This window comes from Thermoproteus uzoniensis 768-20 (assembly GCF_000193375.1).
Taxonomy (GTDB): Archaea; Thermoproteota; Thermoprotei; order Thermoproteales; family Thermoproteaceae; genus Thermoproteus; species Thermoproteus uzoniensis_A.
Window position 1 is genome coordinate 22196 of sequence record NC_015315.1, and the last position, 19188, is coordinate 41383.

The following is a 19188-nucleotide window of genomic DNA, read 5'->3' on the forward strand; positions in this document are numbered from 1 at the left end:
TTCTCCGCCGCGCTATGTGTCTCCTCGCCGCGCTGTAGCCTTGCCGCGGGCTGTGCGCGCGCCTCTGACAGCTCTAAGTAGCCTTATCTCCATCCTCTTGAGGTAGAGGGCGAGCACTGCGAGCGTTGCCGAGGCGGTGCCGCCGGCGATTAGGGCTATGGCGATTATGCCCCAGACGTAGTGCTTCACTCCTAGGAATATCCACTCGTAGGCGACCCAGCTGGCTATGGAGAAGCCGGGGATCGTGAGGAGGGACGCAACGGCGAATATGAGGAAGGCCGGGTTGTATCTGAGGGAGAGGCGGAGCATGTCGAGGGCTATCAAGACGCCGTGCCTCACGCCGAGCTTCTTCCTCCCGACCCTCCTCCTGTACTCTATCGGCGTCTCGCAGATCTCGCCCCCCGTCGAGGCGATGTGGGCGGCTATCTCGGACTCTATGCCGAAGCCTCTTGACGCCTCCTCAATCCCCTCCAATGCCTCCTTCCTCACGGCGTACATGCCGCTGAGGACGTCGGTCAGCCTGGTGCCGAACACGGCGTTGAACCAAGCGGTCAACAGCCTGTTGCCTAACCTGAACACGGCTCTCTGGGCGCCCTTCTCGGGGCGGGCCCTGGCGCCTATGGCCTCGTCGCACCTATCCAGCATTGCCAGTAGCTGGGGCACGTACTTAGCCGGGTATGTATAGTCGGCGTCCATTATCACCACGGCATCGGCGTCGACGGCCCTCAAGGCAGTCCTCACTGCGTCTGCCTTGCCCTTCCCATTCTGCTGTATGCATCTGACCCCCCTCTTCTCGGCCTCGAGGCAAGTCCCGTCGCGGGAGCCGCCGTCGACTACCAAGATCTGCCCGGGGCCTACCCCCACGGAGAACAGCTCGTCGAGGGTCTTGGCAAGCCCCTCCCTTTCGTCCAGCGTCGGCAACACCACTACGTACCGCTCCTCCTCGGCCGTCTGAGGTCCGCGCGGCCCCGCCCGGAGGGCGGTCAGCCGCCTACCGGCCTCCTCCACCACCTGGGCGTGTTCAGCCACTGTATCCCCAGCGCGACTGCCCTCTCCTCGTCTACCTCGACCCCCCTGGCCCGGGCTATGGCGAGGCCTACGGCCTTGGCCAACAGCTTGAGGGGGGCTGTCAGCCTGAGCACCTCCTCGGCGGCCCTCCTTAGGGCCTCCACGAGGGCGGAGGACTTAATCCTCCCGCCCCTCCTGAGGTATAGGATGGCGGCGTCTACCAGCGCCCTGGCGGCGGGGCTCACCCTAGCCCACACGCCTCTCCGCAGCGCGCGGCTTTTCAACGCCTTAAGTGCCAGAAGCGTCGGCCTGAACCCCGCCGCCAAGAGCATACCCGACTTATTGACACGATTAATAAACTTTACTTAGTAGTATATTTAAGGGGGCCGTTTCCTCCATGGATCTCCTCGAGGCATACCGCCTCTTGATCCAGGCGGCCGAGGCGGGCGCCAACGTGACGGGGCTTGCCGACATGTTCAACGAGGCGTTGGCCGGGGGCCGGCTGGGACCTGACTTCGGAGTCTTGGCGGCCAGGCTGACTGCCGAGGCGGAGCAGGCCCGCGCGGTATCGCTCGCCGTGCTGGCGGCGGCTCTGGTAGCCGCCGGGGTTCTGGCTTTCCTCCTCTACAGGTATAGGAGGACCATAGTGGGCTGGATCTGGCTGGCCGTCTGGCGTCGGGGGTTTCTGAGGCCCGGCTCGGGGAAGGCCAGGACTCTCTTGTTCGACGAGGAGGTGGCGGCTGTCGTCGTCGCGGTGGCGGTCGTCTTGCTGGCGTTCATCGCGGCGTTGGAGCTGAGGCCTGCCGTCGCCGAGCCCTTCTCCGCCATAGGCCTTCTGGGGCCTGGGGGGAAGATCGGCGGCTATCCCTCGAACGTTTCGGCGGGCCAGCCGGTCCGCCTCTACATCTTCCTCTACAACCACATGGGGCGGCCTGTCTGGTACGTGGTGGAGGTGAAGGTGGACAACGGCACGGCCCTTCCCCCTCTTCCAAACACTCCGGTGTTGACTATCCAGCGCCTTCTCCTGGAGGGGCAGAACTGGACGGCTCCGCTGACGATCTCGTTCAACTACACGGGGCGTTGGAGGCTGGTGGCGGAGCTTTGGGAGGTTTACCCGAACGGCACTACGGCCTATACGGGCCAGTACGTGCAACTCTGGCTTAACGTGACCGGGACACCCAAGTAGCGCGCTGAAGACTGGAGAAAGGCCGCCGACCTGTGCAGTTAAAAGCGGCCTCGTTTTCTGCTTGAACGGGTCGACAGGAAACGCCGGACCTCCGATTCTTAAGGGCTACAGCTTTCGCGCCGTCAGCTCGGCCTTGGCGCTCCACGCGCCTGCGTATACAACCCGGCGACGACCGGCCAGTACCTGAATTATCTCGTGTGGAGGCCGCGGACCGGTTTGGACGAGGCTCTGCAGACGACGCATATATCGCAATCTAGTACTGACGCCGCCTACTAATGCGGGCGAGGTCCTCCGCGGCCCCACGCCGATCGGCCCAGAGCTGTCCTGGATTGCCGAGATCGTGGGGGCTAGACGAGTACGCAGGAGGCGTCCTGCCTGCATAAGGGGGCCGCCAACGCCCTCTCGCCTACGATCACGTCGGCTTGCGGCAGGGCTTGTCTGGGGAGTATGCCGGCGTAGTCGCGGGCCTCGCGCGCCTCGACATTTAGGGCCTCGGCCCTCGATACGAGGTCCTCCATGGCCTCCGCGTAGCTCCGCCTGTCCACCGACAGCGAGCCGGCGCCTCTCAGCGTGATGTACTGCACCTCCACGCGCTCGGCCTTGGTGAGCGCCGCCGCGACGGCCGACGCGAGCGCCTCGAGTACTCTGTCGGAGGCCTTGGGGCTAGTGGCGTAGAGGACGGCGGCTATCCTCAGCTCGGATCCGGCTCTGCCCTCCAGCCGTTTCACGACGGGCTTGAGGATCTTCGCCATCTTCTTCCAGTGTAGAAGGCGTAGCGGATCGCCGGGCGCGTAATCCCTAACTTCTGCCACTTGCTCCAGGGAGCCGGCCAGCGCCATTTTGCCGGCCTCGACGGCCGCGCGGGCTCGTGGATAGACCAATATGGGGGGATGCCTCACGCGCCTCTTTAGCTTGACGGTCTTGGTGGGGCTTATGTAGGCGAAGGCGAGCTGGGGAGTGTAGACGCCGGCTACGTCGAATTTGGCCTTGACATCTACCGACACTTCCCCCGACACCTGCACTAACCTGCCGTCAGGTAGCTCGACTACGGCCGGCGCCCCGCTCCTTATCTTGAGCTTGTACGTCAACGGGGTGCCTGCCACTGTCTTGAGCCTCCCTCCGGCCTCGACCACGGGCTTGTCGCGGGCGAACTTGACGTAGTAATAGAGGGCCTCGCCTGCCGAGTACAGCAGAACGGGCGCGAGGGCTGGGGCGACTAGAGTCCCCACTATTAGGGCCGAGACGTGGACGTACCAGGGGAGCGGGTTGTCGCGTTTTTTGGCCTCGTGGAGTAGGGGGACGGCGGCCGCCGCGAGGGCGATTGACCAAGGCCAGGGGAGGAGGGATATCACGGCGAGGTGGAGGAACAGGGAGGCTGTGTGTAGCCTTCTCAGCGCGGTGTTTTCCAGAGCTAGCAGGGCCAGCGAGGCCGCCGCCGGCACTAAGTGGGGCCAGGCGACGGCGAAGTAGAGGAGGGGCGCCGCCCTACGCGTCGCCTCGTATATATACGGGGGGCTCCACCTCGCGGAGGGCATCCTCGACGATGATGGAGGGATCTACGTCGTCGTACTGGGGCTTGAGGTATATTCTGTGGACTAAGGCGGGCTTGGCGGCCTTCTTCACGTCGTCGGGCACCACGTAGCTTCTGCCGTCTAAGAGCGCGAGCGCCCTCGCCAGCCTGTAGACGGCTATGGGCGCCCTCGTGGAGAGCGGGCTTGCGACGCGTTCGTCTCTGCGTATCCTCTCCACTAGCTCTATTATGTACGCGACGATTTCCTGCGCCACGTATATCTTCCCTGTGTCAAACCTCGGCGGGTTGGCCGCCGTCGGCCTACCGTCTAGCTGGTCCAGCATGTCGGAAAGGACCACCACCTCGGCCTCCCTCGCAGGTTCGACGTAGCCGATGTGGAGGGATGCTGTGAACCTGTCTTGGACGGCCATCGGTAGCGGGGCCGTGGCGCCCGCCGCGACTTCCGTTATATTCATGGTGGCTATTATCATATGGGGGGTGGGTAGCTTGAAGGTGTTGCCCTCTATGGTGACCTGCTTCTCCTGCATCGGCTCTATTAAGGCCGAGAGGGTGCGCGGCGGGCCTCTGTTTATCTCGTCTATGAGAACGATGTTGTTGAATATTGGGCCTTTGACTATGCGTATCTCGCCTCCGGCGTATACTCCGTATCCCAATATATCGGAGGGCAGAGTCTCGTTGGTCATCTGGATCCTTGCGAAGGTGCCGCCGATAGCTCTAGCCAAGGCCTTTGCGAGTATGGTCTTGCCGCTACCCACCGGCCCCAAGAGGAGTAGGTGGCCTCCTGAGATCAAGGTCGCAAGGGCTATCTCGACGGTCTCGGCGTCTCCTAGGAAGTACTGCGCGACTGCCCTTATAAGCTCTCTAGGCGCCAAGGCCATGGCGGTGTCTGTATATCAGATATAAAGCTATTGTTGTGAGGAGGGCCGGGGCGGTCCACGGAGCGGCGACCTCCAAGATCTCGTGGACATAGTGGGAGGGGTCGCCGTAAGGCACCACTATTCTCACCGGCCTTGTGCAAATGGCCTTGGCCAGGCCCATATTCCACCTCAACGCAAGGTTTGTGAATAGGGCCGCGTTGTAGACGTATAGGGTCTTGTTGTCGGCCTTGACGGCCAAAGCCAGCGCGAACGGGCCGCGGTCTCCGTCGGCGAAGCTTGTGGGGCTTGTAAGTATCAACGGCGTGCCTTTGCCCAGAAGCGGGGTTGCGTTGGGGGCGGCGACGGGGCCGGAATAGGCCGAGCCGTTGGTCGGCGCGGCGTAGGCGGCGGGGATGTAGGGGCTTCCTAGATTGGCCAGGGGGTCGACGATCTCGGCTGTGGAGGCGGTGATGTTGAGGCCCTCTGCCGAGGCTCCTGGGGCGAGCACCACCACGTCGGCCGTTGGCGAGGTCCGGCACATGTGGGCAAATTGGGAGAGGCCGTAGGGGCCGGAGTTGTAGGGGCTGAATGGTGTGGTTGAGGGGGTCAGGTAGAGCACGGCCGCAACAAGGGCCAGCGCTATTATAGCCGCTCTATACATGGCCTCGCCGCCTCTATCTCGGCGCGGTCAAGTGGATTAGGGGAATAGACAGCTCTCTCCGCGAGTCGTACCAGGCGCCAGAGGCAGTCTCTGTCGGCCGCATGGCGCTCCACGGCCTTGGCATATTCCCTGTAGGTCATGGTCCTTTTGTACCTAACGCCTGACCTCTCGCCCAGCTTGAAGAAGGCCTTGGCGAGCATTTCCAGAGCCTCTCCCGCCTCCGTAGCGAAGGTCCTCTGCGGAGCCGCGGCCATCTCGACGGTGGCGGCCGCCACGCCGGATCTACGGGGTAGGCGGCTCGCCATCTTGACGGCCAGAAGTACCACGGCAATTGCGGCCGATATTTGGAGCGGGTTCAACACGAACACCTCGACGCTGGCCGACGAGGCCCAATAGGGCGGGGACGGAGGCGTGGTAACGGATACGGCGACGAATCCTGTGGGGACTTCGAGGGGGATGGCGCCGGCGTACGGCCGCCCGTCTATGGACAAGGACGCGTTTAACCTCGGCTGTACCGACAGCGCCACCTCTAGGGGGGCTCCCGCCACCGCTATGGGCGGGGCCGATATGTCTATCTTGGGCAACTCGGCAACTATTCTGACGACTATGCTGGCGGTGGCTGGGGCATAGGCGCCGGCGCCTTCCGCGCGGGCGATCACTGTGTAGTTGCCCGGCGTGAGCACCGATGTGGGCACGTCGAACGTGGCGGCGTAGACTATGTGGCGGGTCAGCACCACCTTCCACGTCCCGTTTGAGATGCTGAGAATCACGCTTCTCGGCACGGGCGGGGATTGGTATATCGTTATGTTGAGGGGGGCGCCCCAGAGGACTTCGCGCGGCGCCTCGATGACTAGCTCGGTGGCGTTGTATATCACTGGCAGTTGCACCGAGGCTGTCGACGGCCCGTAGGCAGAGCCGGGTTGCGGCAGGTAGGCTGCCGTCACGTTGACCGTAGACTTATACGCCGCCAGCTTGAAGATTGCCAAGTATTTCCCGTCGGGGCCGGTGACCGCTAGCGCGGTCGCGACGCCGTCGACATATATGACCACTGGCTGACCTCCCAGAGGCCGTCCCCCGGAGGTGAGCGCGCCAGATGCCTCTAGATAACTGCCCGCCACGGCCTGCGACGCGTTGAGCGTCAGTGTTATGGAGGTGGTCCGGGGCCCCGCCGCCGTCGGTAGCGTCACATTGAGGTGGAGCTCTGAGATAAATCTCAAGGCCTCTGAGAGCAAATCGGGGTTCGATTTGACTAATTCAGCCAGTTGCTGGAGGCTTTGCGGCGCGGAGAGCACGGGCCCCAATGGTTTATGGAGGGCGAGTAGCAGGAGGACTACGGCCGTCGACAGGGCCAGCGCGAGCCTCCTCATATGCCCAAAATGGCTATTATCCTCAGCGCGGCAAAGTATGCAAAGGCCGCGAGGAGGGCGAGGCCTATAGCTGTGTGGACTATCCCCAGCGGCTTGGGGAGAGGCCTTACGAAGGGCGCCACAGCCCAGTAGATAAGCGCGAATATGGAGACGACCACGTCTATGCCGTCCACACCGAGGTATATGAAGAACGCCGCGACGATGCCCGAAAGGATCACCAGCGCGATGTAGGGAGCCTTCATCGCAATACTACCAACAGCCTTCCTCTGCCCTCGGCACGCTCCTCGACTATCTCCACCGCGCGCCCGAGCACCTCGGCCGCGATCGCCGCGGCGATGGAGGCCAAGACGCTGCCTATGGCAGGTCTAACCAGAAGCCTTCCGTATAGATCAGGCGCGGCGACTCCTCCGAACTCAACGGCAATGTTGCCGTCTCCCCGCTCGGCAACCTCCACGGAGCGGGCCAGCCCCAGGGCGTTGACCGCGCAAGCCCTCAACGCCTCGCCTAGATCCCTCGGGAGGCCGACCCCGCAGATCTCGAGCGCCTTGGTGCCCGGCGTGGACAAGACCAGGGCCGGGCCCCCCTCGGCAGTGAAGGCGAGGGCCCTCTGCGGGATCTCTCTCGGCTGGGAACGCGCGACGACGGCCACAGGCCTGCCGGCCGCCGACGACGGCAAGTAGTAGGCCTTGGGCGGTAGCCCCGCTGCCTGTATCAAAGCCGACGTGTTCTCCCACCCGGCCTCTCCCAGCTTGGCTATTATCCTCTCCCGCGCGGCCGGCTCCCAGGTGGCGAGGAGGCCTGCGGACAGCGAGGCGAGGCCGAGGGCCAGCAACGGGGCGAGGTTGGGCTGGAGTATCCCCAGTAGAGATATCGCAATGCCCAGGACTATTAACGAGGGGCCTAGGTCGCTCTGCATGTCGATCCGAGCGACTCGATGCGGTATTTCCTGTAGGTCGCGTAGAGCACGACCGCGGTAGTGAACGCCGCTAAGGAGGCGGCGATGGGGCCGAGCCTTATGCCGAACGGCGTATAGTTCAGCAAGAGGCCTATGAGCGGGACCACGGCGAGGCTTAAGCCTATGGATAGGGCTAGCCGTTCCAGCGGGGACAGCTCGTCGCCTCGCGGGTATAGGGCCTCCACCAGCGAGTATCCCGGCAGAAACAGCACGAAGAAGGCGCCTAAAATATACCGCAGGTAGATCAGCGGCGGGCTCTGAGCTAGGAACACCAGGGCCACCGCGGCGGCGGTGGTCGCCGTTATTAGCCAAAGCCACGCCCCCCCGGGCCCCAGGATGTATGCGAGGAAGTTGTCGGCCCCCGACTCCACCGCCAGCCTCCCGGCCTTTACCTGCAACATGAGTTCATACGCCGCCTCGTATCTAGACTTGCCCGTCCTCCTGGCCACCTCCTCCACAGCCTCCTCGACAGTGGAGCACTGCTTTACCAACTGTAAAACGTCCACAACGGCGCAAGACATATTAAAAATATAAAACTTGCCTCTCCGTGGCCGTATATAGAGCGGGGATGTGGCTATACGCCTCTAATCTCGTCGCGCAACTTGGGGGCTACCTCTTCTGGTTTGTCGCCGCCGCCACAGTCAAGGCAGACGTCTTGGGGGATGTGGCGTATCTAGTGGCCGTTGCCTCAATACTAGCCTTCGTACTCGGGCTGGGCGTGCCCACGGCGCTCGCCAGGCTGTATCCAGCCACCCGCGACTCCACGTATGTGTCAGGCTCGCTTGCGCTGTCCCTAATCGGCGCCGCCGCGGCGGCATTAACGGCTTTGTGGAGGCCTTCCCTAGCACTTCTGACCGTAGTGGGGACGTTATCCACCTACTACGGAGCCTACTTCCAGTCGAGGCTGGACACCTTCCCCATATTCATCGCTACGCTGGCGGGACAGGCGGCGAGGGTGGCCCTCGTCCCCCTCCTCGCTCACTATGGCCCGGACGCCCTCGCGACGACCTACGCCATACCCGGCGCCATACTGACTGTGCTGGGCGCCGCGGCCAGCCGGGCTTCTCCCTCGCTTACCAAGATAAGGGAGCTCGTCAAGGCCGGCGCCGCCGTCTGGCTCCCTGGCGTCGTGTCCGTGCTAGGCACAAACCTCGGCGTTGTGGCGGCCTACAACCTCGCCAACCCCGAGACGGCGGGGTATGTGTACATCGCCCAGGTGCTGGCAAACGCAGCAGTGGGGCCGGCCACGATAATCACAGGCGTGTTGTTGCCTTACCTCTCTTCAACAGAGAGGAGAGAGGCGGGCGCCGAGAATGCGGCGAGGCTCTCTCTAGTCGTCTCCCTTCCGCTAGCCGCAGTTTTGATCTTCGGCGGGCGCCACTTCCTAGAGCTCCTGGGCGCGCACTACGTCCAAGCCTACCCAGCCCTCGTCATCTACACAGTGGCGAACATCCTCTCGCTCCCCGCAAGCGTTCTGAGTAGCTTAACTTACGCCCAGGGAGCCTACACGACGTCTTTAGCAGGGGGGCTCGCTACCAACGTAACAAGGATAATCTTATACCTGCTATACGGCGCGTCGGCCGAAGGCGCAGCGGCCTCCTTCCTTGCCGGCACCATCGTGGCTCTTGCTTATTATGCCGCGATGCAGAGAAGAGTCGCCATGTCTATCTCCCGCATTTCTCCAAAAATTGCCGTGACAGCGGTGCCAGCCGCCATGGCGGCGCTTGGCATAGCCCCTGCCGTCGCCGGAGCCGTCCTGAGTTACGCCGCGGCGCTTAAGCTCCGTATCGTCACCCGGGCCGAGGTAGCGGAAATGGCAAGACAGGTGTTGCCAGATCCTATCTACGCGAAGGCGGCCCCCTTAGCCTCTAAACTACTAGATATACTAGATTAAAACCCTCTGCCGTAGCTCTGCACATACCGCGATCCTACGCAGATCGGCGAAATGGATATAAACGGATTCGCCGTCTAGGGCGTGGAGCAGGTTAGGGCATTGGAGGCTCCGTTGCCGAAACCCTCAAGCGAGAGCTACGTCTCTGCCCGCCTCCTGGAGGCCCTCGTGGAGGCCGGGCTGGCTTTGAGATTTCTGAGAGAGGGCCTTGTGAGGAACGCCGCGGGGAAGGCCTTCCAGGCGTGGAGGGCGCTTATGGCCGCCTTGCTAAGGCTTGAGTTGGACAAGTTGAAATCTCTCGCCAAGACCGAGGACGAGAGGCGTTGGCTTGAGTCTACGGCGGTGCCCCGACTACCCACCGGGAGGATGAAAACTCTCTCCCAGATGCTGGAGCAGATAGGCTATTCGGATATCTCTCTGTGGACGGCCATGGCGCTTGAGCTACACGACTACCAGTACCACGGGCCGGATCCAGACATGGCGTGGTCGAAATATAGGAGTAGTGAGGAGGCGGCCTACGACGTGGCCAAGCTCGTGCAGGGAGTAGCCAAATACGCCGAGTTCCTCAAGCCCCGAGTCAAATGGGGCGAAGAGCTAGAGAAGGCGCTGGAGAGTCTGAGGGGCGCGGCCCAATAGCTATACCGACCCGGACGTTGCCCGCCTCTGCGTCGACGATGGTCGAGCTGGAGCTATCAAGCGTCTGCGTAATGAAGACGTTACGGAGGGCCTGCTTGACCTAGGACCTGAGGAGCGAGGCGACTGATCTAGAGGCGGGGCTCGGGGGAACCGGCGTCGGAGGCGGGCGGGGCATTGTAGGCAGTCGCCGTGGTGCCGGAATACCGTGAGGTCGTGAGGGCTTCGCCTCTGCGCGGGGCTACGCAGGCGTCGGCGTGTCTAGCCTTCGACGGCCGCCGCGTTTTTTAGGAACCAGATTTAGGGCGGCTTTTCTCTGTCCTTGACGTAGGCCACCTTTATGTCGAGGAGGTGCGTCAGCTCGCCGACGGCTATCTCAGCCTCCCCATACGCTCCTCAGCCCCGTCGAGACTCAGATAGCCGCAGGCGCCGCGCTCAAGATCGCCCTCGCCGCCTTTAAGCTCCCTCCCCTGCCCGTTCTTGCCTTCTCCTCGGCCTTGAGCTTCGCCGCGGCGCTGGCCGGCGTGGCGCCCGCGTTGGGCTGGCCCCGGCCTTCCGGCTGGGGCGACCTCTTGGTGGCAACCTCAAGCCATGTTTGCTGTATCTGGCGCCCGTCGCATGGCGGAGAGCTCAGACAGATGCGCCCATCGCTTTGTCGAAGGCAAGCGCCTCCTTGACGGAAGGGTGGTCCCTACGCGGCCGGCTCCCCGCCGATGTCTGGCCAGCTCCATGTGGTTGAGAAACAGGCTGGGCGCAGACGTCGCCTATGGAGGGAAATGTTATTACTGAGTAGTATCATAATACTATGAAGGTCGTGGAGGTGCTGGACGGTCTGCGCCGCGTGGATCTGGAGCCGGGCGGCTTCTCGGACCTCGTGTCGGTCTACGTCGCCGACGGGGGGAGATCCCTCGCCGTGTTCGAGGGTGGACCCGCCGTGTCTGCCTCCGACCTGGTCTCGGCGCTCCGCTCCTTCGGGAAGCCTGTCGAGGCCGTCTTTCTGACTCACGTCCACATCGACCACTACGGGGGGGCAGGCGCCGTGGCTGGGCTGGGCGGGGGGACCCGCTTCTACGTACACCCCAGAGGCGCCAAGGTCCTGCCGAACCCAGACATAATATGGGCTCCGGCCCGGGCGGCCATGGGCTGGCTGGGGGAGCTCTACGGCCGCCCTCTAGAGATCCCGGCGGATAGGTCGGTGGAGACCAAGGACGGCGACAGGATAGCGGTGGGCGACGTGTCGGTCGAGGTGATACACACGCCGGGCCACGCCAGCCACCACCAGTCCTTCCTGGTCGAGCCCTGGGGCGTTCTGTTCGTGGGGGACGCCGCCGGGATATATCTGAGAGATCTCGACTACGTGATCCCCACCACCATGGAGCCTCTGAGGCTCGACCTGTACATAGACAGCGTCAAGAAGCTTATCCGGAGGGGGCCGAGGTACATCGCCTACACCCACTACGACCTCCTCCCCGGCGCCGTCTCTATGCTGGAGCGCCACTTGTCCCAGCTGGAGGTGTGGAGCAGGAGCGCGGAGGAGGCGGCGAGGGAGGGGCTGGACGCCGGGGAGCTCGAGGCGATTCTGGCCGAGAGGGACCAAGGCTTGAGGAGGGCCTACGAGGGGCTTAAGGCCAGGAGAGCCCACTACCACCTATTCCGGATGGCCGTAGAGGGGATCTTGAACTATTTCAAAAAGGGGTAGGTTTTTCACTCGACGGGGAGGCCCCTCGTCCTCACCTCCTTGAGGTCGGGCGTCTCGTAGGCCACGCTGACTCCGTAGTAGTAGATCACGAGCGTTATGGCGGCCCAGACCAGAGAGTCCCAGGGGTAGGGTATTGCGGGGCTGGAGAGTCCGCCGAGGGAGCCGAAGTAGGAGACGGCCGCAAGCGCTATGTTGAACATGGGTATCCAGCTGGCCGCCTTGACGTCGGGGTGCCTCGACTTGGACCAGAGATAGGCGAAGGCGGCTATCTGCAGGGCGGCTAGGGCCAGCCAGTAGACGATAAACGACGCGATCGGGCCCATGCCGGAGAGCCAGCCGAGGTGCCAAGCCGCGACGACCACCGCGAGCAGGGCCCAATACGCTATCGAGAAGGCCGTGGTCTCGCCCTTAGACATCCTCATGGCCTCCTTGTAGGGGCCCAGGAGCAGGAGCGGCAACCCTATCAACATGCTGACTATGGCGGCGTCGACGTAGGGCCAAGACGACCAGTATATCAAGAGGGACGACACCAGAAAGCTCAGCGGGTAGAAGATCTGCCAGGCAGGCGGGTTGAACGGCCTCTTGAGGTCGGGCGCCAGCCGCCTCAAGGCGTGGTTGGTCAAGCCGCCCATAAGGTAGCCGTAGAGGGTCACTATGACCGAGTAGGACATGACGGCGTACCACTCGGGGTGGGGGACGAGGAACACCATGGCTATGACGCTGGCCGCTAGGAGGGCTACCCAAGGCGTCCTGAACTCGCTGTGTATCTTGGAGAAGGCGGAGGGTATGTAGCCCATCCTGGCCATGCCGTATAGGTTCCTGCCGGCCGTGCCCACGTAGACCGCCAGCGTGCCGGCGGGCGAGATCACGGCGTCGCTGAGCAACAACAACGCCAGGCCGGCCAATATCGGTATGCCCGTCGCCATGGCCTCGCTGACGAACGGATGGGCCGACCAGTCCGATTGGGCGAGGCTTTTCCAGTCGCCGGGATTGACGCCGGCTGCCTGCCAGTTGACGGCCCCTATGAAGGCTATCTGGAGCAGTACGTAGAGGGCCATGGTGACTAATATAGCCGCTATGACGCCCAGCGGGACGTCCCTCTGCGGGTTCTTGCCCTCGCCGGCGTATTCGAGGCCTTGCCTAAAGCCTTGGTAGGCCCAGACTATGCCGGACAGTATCATGCCGGAGAAGAGGGCCTCGTAGCCGTAGGGCGCGAATCCGCCGGGCAGATTGCCCACGACGTAGTCGGGGTGGAAGTAGAGCGCTATGAGGAGCACCACGGTGGTTAGAGGCACTATGAGCTTCCAGGCGGTTATGAAGCGGTTGAACCATCCGTATATGTGGACGCCTACCACCTGTATGAAGAAGAACAGGAGGAGGAGCGCGACGGCGGCGGCGACGCCCAGCGGCGTCAAAATGCCTAGGTCGGAGTTCCAGAGCTGGGGAGCGTAGTAGCTGGCGTACTCGACTATGGCTATGGCCTCGACGGAGAGAGTCGTTATGGCGCCCAGCGTGTAGGCCCAGGCCAGGAGGTAGTTGCTCAATATGCCGTGCGTGTAGTGGTTGTAGCGGGCGAGGGCTCCGCTGAACGGGAAGACGCCTCCGAGCTCTGCGAAGGAAAAGACCATGAATATGAACATAATGCCGGCGATTATCCACGACAGTATTGCGGCAGGCCCCATGTATCCCGCAGCGCCGAGCGCCGCGAACAGCCAGCCGGAGCCCACCATGCCGGTCAGCGAAAGCATAAAGTAGTCCAACATCGTGAGGGACCTACGCAGTTTGACCTGCTCTTCTTTCGACATAAGAAGAATTCAGAAGAGGATAATTATAAATATTGTTGGTAATATAAGAGTATTACATTACGCGGGGTGATGACCCTCCGCGAGCCGATGTCTGACGATATTGCACGTCGCTGATCGCCGACGTAGCGCTTCCGGCGAGGCAGATCGCGGCATCCCGACGCCTCGCCCGTATAAAACGTGCCAGACGCGGGAAGGCATGCGAGATCTCGATAAATATAGAGAATAGAGGAAATAGAAATTCTCGCACTATATTTCCATGATTTCCGTCGGATTCTTTGTGTATGATATAGGTAATACAGAACTACTGTTTTAAATATGGGAAGAGATAGGGTTCGTCCCACAGCCCTCGACCGCCCTCGGCCTAAGCCTCCGCGGCCCAATCGCGGGGGCGACGCGGGGATAAACCGGCGGCGTCGGACGGGGCAACCCGCCCGACGTTGCCGGCGAAATCGGCGCCGACGGCGGGGGCTGTGGGACGCTCCTCTCGGATATCAACCTCTTAGATCCTTAGTCGCGTGTTGTCCTCGGCTCCTTCGTGTCTCAGATGCTAGGGACTTAGGGAGATTTGCCCAGCCTCTAGAGGCCAAGATATCGGGTATCGGAGAGGTTCAGGCTAGATCGACGGCGTCGTCGCGCTCTCTGTAAGCCGCCGCACGCTAGTACCTATACACGAGCACTCCTTTTCCCTTTGCGTATTTCTCTACGTCGTCTCCTATCCTCACGCCGGCGAGGATAGCCACTGCCGGCTTGCCGTAGGCCCCCCGGGCGGCCTCCGCCTTCCTAGCCACGGCGTCTACATCCCTCCTCCTCGGCCTTGTCTTAACCTCCACCACGTAGACAGACTTATCCGTCTCCACAAGAAGATCGACGTCTAGGCCGTCCACGCGGGCGTTCCGCCTCCTCGCCAACACGACCTCCCCTCTGGCCTTAACCTCCTCTCTAAGATCTTCCCACACGTAGCGGGAGAGAGTTGCCTCAGTTAGTGAGCCCACACTATCCTCAAGATTAGATACGCGTTTTTCTAAACTAGCTGTATGTGTCTCTAATGCAGATACCCTCGTCTTCAAGTCGGCGACTTGAGTTTTCAACTCTCCAAGTTCTGCAGTGACTTGTGTAAATCCGGCCTTGGTGTAGTCTGCCAGCGCCTTTAAAGCCTCGGCGACTGCCTTCATCTCCTCGCTACGGGCCTCCGCGAGGGCCTTCCTAACGGCTCTCTCCACAACCTCCTCAAGCGTCTTGAGATCGATAGACACGTGTACAGGCGGGTGTGGATTTTAAAATTACAGCCGCTGGGAGGCCACTTCTGCTTAACTTACGCGGAGGTGCGAGGGGCGCCGGGAGCCGGTGCCCCGCTCCTTTGCGGGAGTAGGAGGCCGCTATGTGGAGCACGTTCATGCGGCGGCCGCGTGTTATCTCTTTAGACCTATTCGGCGTAGCGTTCCAAGTCTCTAGCCGAACTTGGCCTGCCTTACGGCTCGGTGGTCCAACTCGTGCAGACGGGATATCCGTCAGACTCTACACCGCGGCGGGCAGAGGAGGGTGGATTTACTCTTATATAGCGCGGCAGTGCGTTGGATATGAGTCTTGAGGTGGCAGAGGAATATTTAAAGAGGGCCGAGGAGTACCTAAAGGCGGCCCGCACGCTGCTCGGCGAAGGTCTGTACAACGCCGCGGCTGTAAGCGCCGAGATCGCCGCCCAGCTGTCGGTCAAGGCTTTATTGATCAAGCTTGGGGTAGAGCCCCCTAGAACTCACGCCGTAAGGACGCTTCTCGGCGTAGTCGCTAAATATCTAGGCGGCGAGGCGGCAGACTTCGCGGCTCAATACCGGCGGGAGCTAATAATACTTGAAGACGCCCGGAGCCTTGGGCAGTACGGCGTGCCGGGCGTCGACCGAGAAAGGGCCGAGATAGCAGTGAAGACCGCCGAGGCGGTTGTGGACCTCGTAAAGAGGCTATGGAGCCGTTGAGGCGGATCGAGGCCCTAAGGCGGTGGAGAGAAATCGCAGAGGCGATACTGCCGACGCTTAGGAAGTACGGCGTCGAGTGCTACGTCTTCGGCTCGGCCGTGGCTGGGAGAGTCACGGGCTCCAGCGATTTAGACATTCTTCTATTCGTAGAGGAGGGGGATCCCCTAGACGTTAAGGCCGAGGTTCTGGCGGAGGCCGAGGCAGTCCTCGGAGAGCTGGCCTACCTCCTCGACATAAAGGTGGCCTACGTCAAGGACAGAGAAAAGCCGCCCTACATCTGGTTCCTAAGAGACGCCGTCAGGCTCTGCTGAAGCAGACCGCGGCCTCCGACGAGCACGGCACCAAGCCGCGGCTAAAGCCGCCGCTTGGCTTATGGGCTTGTGCGGAGCTGTTTTCCGCCTCTCCGCCGCCTCAGTCCGCTGACCCGGCCTAGGCGCTCTGCCCCCGCGGCGGTTTGCCCTCCACTGCCTCAGCCGCGGCCTCCACTATCTTCTCTACGTACTCCACCTCGTCCCTAACCTGCGCCACCGTGAGCCTAGCCTCGTGGAAACCCTCCACGTGGAGAAACCACGCGCTTTTCCACCAAAGCTTAAACTCCCTCCCCCTCTTCTCCGCGATCTTGTCTACGGCAGAGAAGAGGAGGGTAGCCGTCCACCTGCCCATCTCCCCAGCCTTCTCCGCCTCGTCAAGTCCCAGGGCGACGGCCAGCGCCTTCACCGCCTCTTCGGCCGCCTTGTACAGCTTCTCGCTGGCCTGCACCGGATCCTTATCGACTAGCCCCCTCCCCTCCTCCAGATATTTAACAGCAAGCTCAAAATGCGCAGAAGCGCGCCTAGGGGGATCCAGCTCCAGCGCCCTAGACAGCAGATCCACTAAATCTACCCCCCGCCTCTCCGCCTCCTTAAGCAGATCGACGGGAGCCCCCACGTTCATAATCACGCCACAGTTTTAAAACTTGGCTACTCCAAGCGGGTAGCGACGCTCGGCACTGCGCCGAACAAAATACTGCCACCGCCGCGGGCGCCGCCGTCCCCGACCGCCAGAGGCGCCGCCTAGGTGATCTACAAGCCCGTCAAAATCGGCGAACCTCATGAGCAGGCCGCCGCAAAGGCTGTCATAGCAGATATAGACCCAACGGCTAGGAAGAGGTGGCCGCCCCTCACGGCGGTTGCGTAGAGAATCAGGTCTACAACGTCGCGATGCCCCTTCGCCTGGGCTCTAACGCTTTGAGAAAGACGTGGCGGTCTGCGTAGGCCCTCCGGAGGCCCAGCTCGATGCTCCTAAGCCCCCATATCTACTCTCTTAATATCGAAATTGGTCTTTGCGATCTTCCACAAAGCCTACAGTCCGAGCAATAGAGCTTCACCTCGCCTCTTCTCGACAGCGGATTAAGCCTTTTCAGCGCCGGCGCCGCCCCTCCATCTCGACCCCAATATGGGCAAGATAAACGGGGTGTCGAGAAGTACCCTCTCCACCCCTGCTTCTCCTCGCCCTCCCTCTCGAACTCGTCCACGGTAGTCTTGGCGAACTTAGACCCCTCGAGGGCCAGCCTAAGCGGGCTGGAGATCGGCACGGCCACCAGCGTGCCTCCCTCCACCCGGAGCTCCAGCAGAGACCCCTCCCCAATGCCCAGCGCGTCAGCTATCTCTTTAGGAATATACACAGTGTTTTTCTTAGACACCATTACAACTCTCGTACATATCAGAATAACCCAATTATAAAATTCCCAGACGTCGAAGCCGGCGGCATTTTATTCTGCAGATATCCGCAATTCCCAACGACCGCAGTACGGCGCATCGGCACGGATCCATTAGAAATTCAGACATCTGCACGTCGCCGTTCTTGCTGGGGGTTATGCTACTCTAGGCCTCCTCTTTTCTCCGCTAAGCACCTAGCGCCTCCGCCGATGGGCCTATACTAGATCCTCAGCCACATGTTGTCCTCGGCGACTATCACGTCCTTCCTGCCTGTCCTCTCGACGTCTTTGTGCACCGTAGGGTTGAACCCCTCGTCTATGTGGGTGAGGACCAGCAGGCGCGCCCCGACGGCGTCGGCCTCCGCTATAGCTTGTAGAGTCGTGGTGTGGCCGTACTTGGAGCAGACGCCGGCGTTCTGCTCGTTGCACGTGGCCTCGTGGACCAACACGTCGACTCCGCGGCTCAGCCGCCTCACGGGCTCGCAGTTGGGCGAGGTGTCGCCGGTGAACACCAACGACGCGCCGCTCTCTACCCTATAGGCGTAGGCCTCCTCGGCGGTGTGGTGGCACGCCTGGGCCGCCTCGACCCTTAGGCCGGAGAGCTCCAGGAGAGGGCCCGGCGCGGCTGGCCTTATCTCGAGCTGGTAGTTTATGTTCTTGAGCAGATGGGGCGAGGCGGCCTCTATGGTCCTCGCCACTATCTTCGGCGCCACGACGACGAGCCTCTTCCTTCTGCCCTCTATATGTGCCTGGAAGAGGGCCTCCGGGAGGCCGAGGAAGTGGTCCATGTGGCTGTGCGTCACAAAGACGTAGTCTATCTCGGTGAGCAGCCCTCTATCCGATAGGCGGTAGTGGCAGCCGACGCCGCAGTCGACGACTACCAAGCCTCCGTCCGTCTCGAGGAGGTTCGCCGCCCTCCACCTCTTGGAGCCGGGGCTCCCCCCGGCGCCCGACCCGATTATGTGTAGGTACATGTCACCCGAACCGAATTATCTTTTTGACGTCTACGCGGAACGGCACGACGTCCCCCTCCTCGAAGGCCGCGGCCGGCGGCGCTCTGGCCTTGATCCTCACGCCGTTGAAGTCCAGCTCGTACAGCTTGTAGGGGCCTAGGTACTCCACCCTCAACACCTTCGCCTTGTGGTCGCCCTCGCCGAGCGCCACGTCCTCCGGCCTGAAGCCGACGGAGAACTCGCCGTCGAGCCCCAAGAGCTTGGCGGGGACGAGATTGCTGAGGCCTAGGAACTGGAACACGAAGAGGCTCTTGGGCCTTGCGTAGAGCTCGTCCGGCGGGCCGACCTGCTCTATCCTGCCGTTGTTTATGACCACCAGCAGGTCGCCTAGGGCCATGGCCTCCTCCTGGTCGTGGGTAACGTGGAGGACCGTCGCGCCGAGCCTCCTCTGGAGCTCCTTGAGGAAGCCGCGGACCTCCAGCCTCAGCCTGGCGTCGAGGTTGCTGAGGGGCTCGTCCAACAACAGCACCTTGGGCTCCTTCACTAGGGCTCTAGCTATGGCGACTCTCTGTTGTTGTCCTCCCGACAGCTGGTTGGGGTATTTGTGGAGCTGGTCGGCTATGTTGAGGACTGCCGCTATCTCCTCGACCCTCCTCTTTATCTCGGATTTGGGGAGCTTCTTGTTCTTGAGGGGCATGGCTATGTTGTCGAAGACTGTGAGGTGGGGGTATAGGGCGTAGCTCTGGAACACTATCCCTACGTCCCTCTCCCACACCGGCAGATTCGTGATGTCCCTCCCGTCGAGGATAACCGAGCCTCTGTCCGGCCTCTCGAGCCCGGCAATTATGCGGAGGAGGGTCGTCTTGCCGGAGCCGGAGGGCCCTAGGACCACGACGTAGTGTCTGTCGGGTATCTCCAACGACTCGACGCGCAGGGTGAAGCCCTTGTAGGTCTTGACTACGTCCTTGAGGAGGAGCAT

Annotated in this window: 21 protein-coding genes; 6 read left to right on the forward strand and 15 right to left on the reverse strand. The window is 62.1% G+C overall.

Annotation, left to right across the window (positions count from 1 at the left end):
• Nucleotides 1–12 precede the first annotated feature (12 nt).
• Nucleotides 13–987: a glycosyltransferase family 2 protein gene (locus tag TUZN_RS00095; protein ID WP_052886266.1), complete on the reverse strand. Its 975-nt coding sequence runs from the start codon at nt 985–987 to the stop codon at nt 13–15.
• Nucleotides 984–1340: a hypothetical protein gene (locus TUZN_RS00100; protein ID WP_013678866.1), complete on the reverse strand. Its 357-nt coding sequence runs from the start codon at nt 1338–1340 to the stop codon at nt 984–986. The genes TUZN_RS00095 and TUZN_RS00100 overlap by 4 nt, the downstream gene beginning before the upstream one ends.
• Before the next feature lie 65 nt (nt 1341–1405).
• On the opposite strand from TUZN_RS00100, the gene TUZN_RS00105 reads away from it, so the two are divergent.
• The gene (locus tag TUZN_RS00105; RefSeq protein ID WP_013678867.1) at nt 1406–2194 is read left to right on the forward strand and encodes a DUF1616 domain-containing protein; all 789 of its coding nucleotides are present in this window, start codon (nt 1406–1408) and stop codon (nt 2192–2194) included.
• A gap of 347 nt (nt 2195–2541) precedes the next feature.
• On the opposite strand, the gene TUZN_RS00110 is transcribed toward TUZN_RS00105, so the two are convergent.
• From TUZN_RS00110 to TUZN_RS00140, 7 genes are read right to left on the reverse strand one after another with little or no spacing between them, the layout of a single operon-like run.
• Nucleotides 2542–3729 (reverse strand): DUF58 domain-containing protein, encoded by a 1188-nt coding sequence (locus tag TUZN_RS00110; RefSeq protein ID WP_237698241.1) that lies wholly within the window; start codon nt 3727–3729, stop codon nt 2542–2544.
• Nucleotides 3680–4603 (reverse strand): AAA family ATPase, encoded by a 924-nt coding sequence (locus tag TUZN_RS00115; RefSeq protein ID WP_013678869.1) that lies wholly within the window; start codon nt 4601–4603, stop codon nt 3680–3682. Before TUZN_RS00115 ends, TUZN_RS00110 begins: the two co-directional genes overlap by 50 nt.
• Nucleotides 4587–5243, reverse strand: a complete 657-nt coding sequence (locus tag TUZN_RS00120) for a hypothetical protein (protein WP_013678870.1) — start codon at nt 5241–5243, stop codon at nt 4587–4589. The genes TUZN_RS00115 and TUZN_RS00120 overlap by 17 nt, the downstream gene beginning before the upstream one ends.
• On the reverse strand, nt 5225–6610 hold the full coding sequence (locus tag TUZN_RS00125; RefSeq protein ID WP_013678871.1) for a DUF4129 domain-containing protein: 1386 nt from the start codon (nt 6608–6610) through the stop codon (nt 5225–5227). The genes TUZN_RS00120 and TUZN_RS00125 overlap by 19 nt, the downstream gene beginning before the upstream one ends.
• The gene (locus tag TUZN_RS00130; RefSeq protein WP_013678872.1) at nt 6607–6852 is read right to left on the reverse strand and encodes a hypothetical protein; all 246 of its coding nucleotides are present in this window, start codon (nt 6850–6852) and stop codon (nt 6607–6609) included. The genes TUZN_RS00125 and TUZN_RS00130 overlap by 4 nt, the downstream gene beginning before the upstream one ends.
• Nucleotides 6849–7526, reverse strand: coding sequence for a hypothetical protein (locus TUZN_RS00135; RefSeq protein ID WP_013678873.1), 678 nt, complete (start codon nt 7524–7526; stop codon nt 6849–6851). Before TUZN_RS00135 ends, TUZN_RS00130 begins: the two co-directional genes overlap by 4 nt.
• Nucleotides 7511–8086 carry a DUF1616 domain-containing protein gene (locus tag TUZN_RS00140; RefSeq protein ID WP_052885970.1) on the reverse strand — a complete coding sequence of 192 codons (576 nt, stop codon included), beginning with the start codon at nt 8084–8086 and terminating at the stop codon, nt 7511–7513. Before TUZN_RS00140 ends, TUZN_RS00135 begins: the two co-directional genes overlap by 16 nt.
• Nucleotides 8087–8112: 26 nt before the next feature.
• Here TUZN_RS00140 and TUZN_RS00145 point away from each other — a divergent pair, with 26 nt between their 5' ends.
• The 3 genes from TUZN_RS00145 (at nt 8113) to TUZN_RS00155 (ending at nt 11788) form a co-directional block, all read left to right on the forward strand.
• Nucleotides 8113–9459, forward strand: coding sequence for a lipopolysaccharide biosynthesis protein (locus TUZN_RS00145; protein ID WP_013678875.1), 1347 nt, complete (start codon nt 8113–8115; stop codon nt 9457–9459).
• Between the two features lie 81 nt (nt 9460–9540).
• Nucleotides 9541–10092, forward strand: a complete 552-nt coding sequence (locus TUZN_RS00150; RefSeq protein ID WP_013678876.1) for a PaREP1 family protein — start codon at nt 9541–9543, stop codon at nt 10090–10092.
• A gap of 802 nt (nt 10093–10894) precedes the next feature.
• Nucleotides 10895–11788 carry an MBL fold metallo-hydrolase gene (locus TUZN_RS00155; protein ID WP_013678877.1) on the forward strand — a complete coding sequence of 298 codons (894 nt, stop codon included), beginning with the start codon at nt 10895–10897 and terminating at the stop codon, nt 11786–11788.
• Between the two features lie 5 nt (nt 11789–11793).
• Here the strand turns inward: TUZN_RS00155 and TUZN_RS00160 are convergent, their stop codons facing one another.
• Both TUZN_RS00160 and TUZN_RS00165 read right to left on the reverse strand, forming a co-directional pair.
• A complete protein-coding gene (locus TUZN_RS00160; RefSeq protein ID WP_013678878.1) occupies nt 11794–13593 on the reverse strand; it encodes an APC family permease in 1800 nt (599 codons plus the stop codon).
• 656 nt (nt 13594–14249) lie between these two features.
• On the reverse strand, nt 14250–14846 hold the full coding sequence (locus tag TUZN_RS00165; RefSeq protein WP_013678879.1) for a hypothetical protein: 597 nt from the start codon (nt 14844–14846) through the stop codon (nt 14250–14252).
• 324 nt (nt 14847–15170) lie between these two features.
• Here TUZN_RS00165 and TUZN_RS00170 point away from each other — a divergent pair, with 324 nt between their 5' ends.
• On the forward strand, nt 15171–15560 hold the full coding sequence (locus TUZN_RS00170) for a HEPN domain-containing protein (RefSeq protein WP_013678880.1): 390 nt from the start codon (nt 15171–15173) through the stop codon (nt 15558–15560).
• Entirely contained in the window at nt 15548–15871 is a 324-nt protein-coding gene (locus TUZN_RS00175; RefSeq protein ID WP_013678881.1) for a nucleotidyltransferase domain-containing protein, read from the forward strand. Before TUZN_RS00170 ends, TUZN_RS00175 begins: the two co-directional genes overlap by 13 nt.
• A gap of 118 nt (nt 15872–15989) precedes the next feature.
• Here TUZN_RS00175 and TUZN_RS00180 read toward each other — a convergent pair whose 3' ends face one another.
• From TUZN_RS00180 to TUZN_RS00195, 4 genes are all read right to left on the reverse strand, one after another.
• Entirely contained in the window at nt 15990–16493 is a 504-nt protein-coding gene (locus tag TUZN_RS00180; protein ID WP_013678882.1) for a PaREP1 family protein, read from the reverse strand.
• 361 nt (nt 16494–16854) lie between these two features.
• The gene (locus tag TUZN_RS11395) at nt 16855–17244 is read right to left on the reverse strand and encodes an AbrB/MazE/SpoVT family DNA-binding domain-containing protein (protein ID WP_013678883.1); all 390 of its coding nucleotides are present in this window, start codon (nt 17242–17244) and stop codon (nt 16855–16857) included.
• Between the two features lie 233 nt (nt 17245–17477).
• Nucleotides 17478–18230, reverse strand: coding sequence for an MBL fold metallo-hydrolase (locus tag TUZN_RS00190; RefSeq protein WP_013678884.1), 753 nt, complete (start codon nt 18228–18230; stop codon nt 17478–17480).
• Between the two features lies 1 nt (nt 18231).
• Nucleotides 18232–19188 (reverse strand): ABC transporter ATP-binding protein, encoded by a 957-nt coding sequence (locus TUZN_RS00195; protein WP_013678885.1) that lies wholly within the window; start codon nt 19186–19188, stop codon nt 18232–18234.

Bases quoted from the DNA above. Each gene is read 5' to 3' on its own strand.
- TUZN_RS11395 (WP_013678883.1), bottom strand. From the start codon at position 17,244: ATGGTGTCTAAGAAAAACACTGTGTATATTCCTAAAGAGATAGCTGAC.
- TUZN_RS00100 (WP_013678866.1), bottom strand. From the start codon at position 1,340: ATGCTCTTGGCGGCGGGGTTCAGGCCGACGCTTCTGGCACTTAAGGCG.
- TUZN_RS00140 (WP_052885970.1), bottom strand. From the start codon at position 8,086: ATGTCTTGCGCCGTTGTGGACGTTTTACAGTTGGTAAAGCAGTGCTCC.
- TUZN_RS00105 (WP_013678867.1), top strand. From the start codon at position 1,406: ATGGATCTCCTCGAGGCATACCGCCTCTTGATCCAGGCGGCCGAGGCG.
- TUZN_RS00195 (WP_013678885.1), bottom strand. From the start codon at position 19,188: ATGCTCCTCCTCAAGGACGTAGTCAAGACCTACAAGGGCTTCACCCTG.
- TUZN_RS00130 (WP_013678872.1), bottom strand. From the start codon at position 6,852: ATGAAGGCTCCCTACATCGCGCTGGTGATCCTTTCGGGCATCGTCGCG.
- TUZN_RS00175 (WP_013678881.1), top strand. From the start codon at position 15,548: ATGGAGCCGTTGAGGCGGATCGAGGCCCTAAGGCGGTGGAGAGAAATC.
- TUZN_RS00125 (WP_013678871.1), bottom strand. From the start codon at position 6,610: ATGAGGAGGCTCGCGCTGGCCCTGTCGACGGCCGTAGTCCTCCTGCTA.
- TUZN_RS00190 (WP_013678884.1), bottom strand. From the start codon at position 18,230: ATGTACCTACACATAATCGGGTCGGGCGCCGGGGGGAGCCCCGGCTCC.
- TUZN_RS00115 (WP_013678869.1), bottom strand. From the start codon at position 4,603: ATGGCCTTGGCGCCTAGAGAGCTTATAAGGGCAGTCGCGCAGTACTTC.
- TUZN_RS00110 (WP_237698241.1), bottom strand. From the start codon at position 3,729: ATGCCCTCCGCGAGGTGGAGCCCCCCGTATATATACGAGGCGACGCGT.
- TUZN_RS00135 (WP_013678873.1), bottom strand. From the start codon at position 7,526: ATGCAGAGCGACCTAGGCCCCTCGTTAATAGTCCTGGGCATTGCGATA.
- TUZN_RS00180 (WP_013678882.1), bottom strand. From the start codon at position 16,493: ATGAACGTGGGGGCTCCCGTCGATCTGCTTAAGGAGGCGGAGAGGCGG.
- TUZN_RS00120 (WP_013678870.1), bottom strand. From the start codon at position 5,243: ATGTATAGAGCGGCTATAATAGCGCTGGCCCTTGTTGCGGCCGTGCTC.
- TUZN_RS00155 (WP_013678877.1), top strand. From the start codon at position 10,895: ATGAAGGTCGTGGAGGTGCTGGACGGTCTGCGCCGCGTGGATCTGGAG.
- TUZN_RS00160 (WP_013678878.1), bottom strand. From the start codon at position 13,593: ATGTCGAAAGAAGAGCAGGTCAAACTGCGTAGGTCCCTCACGATGTTG.
- TUZN_RS00170 (WP_013678880.1), top strand. From the start codon at position 15,171: ATGAGTCTTGAGGTGGCAGAGGAATATTTAAAGAGGGCCGAGGAGTAC.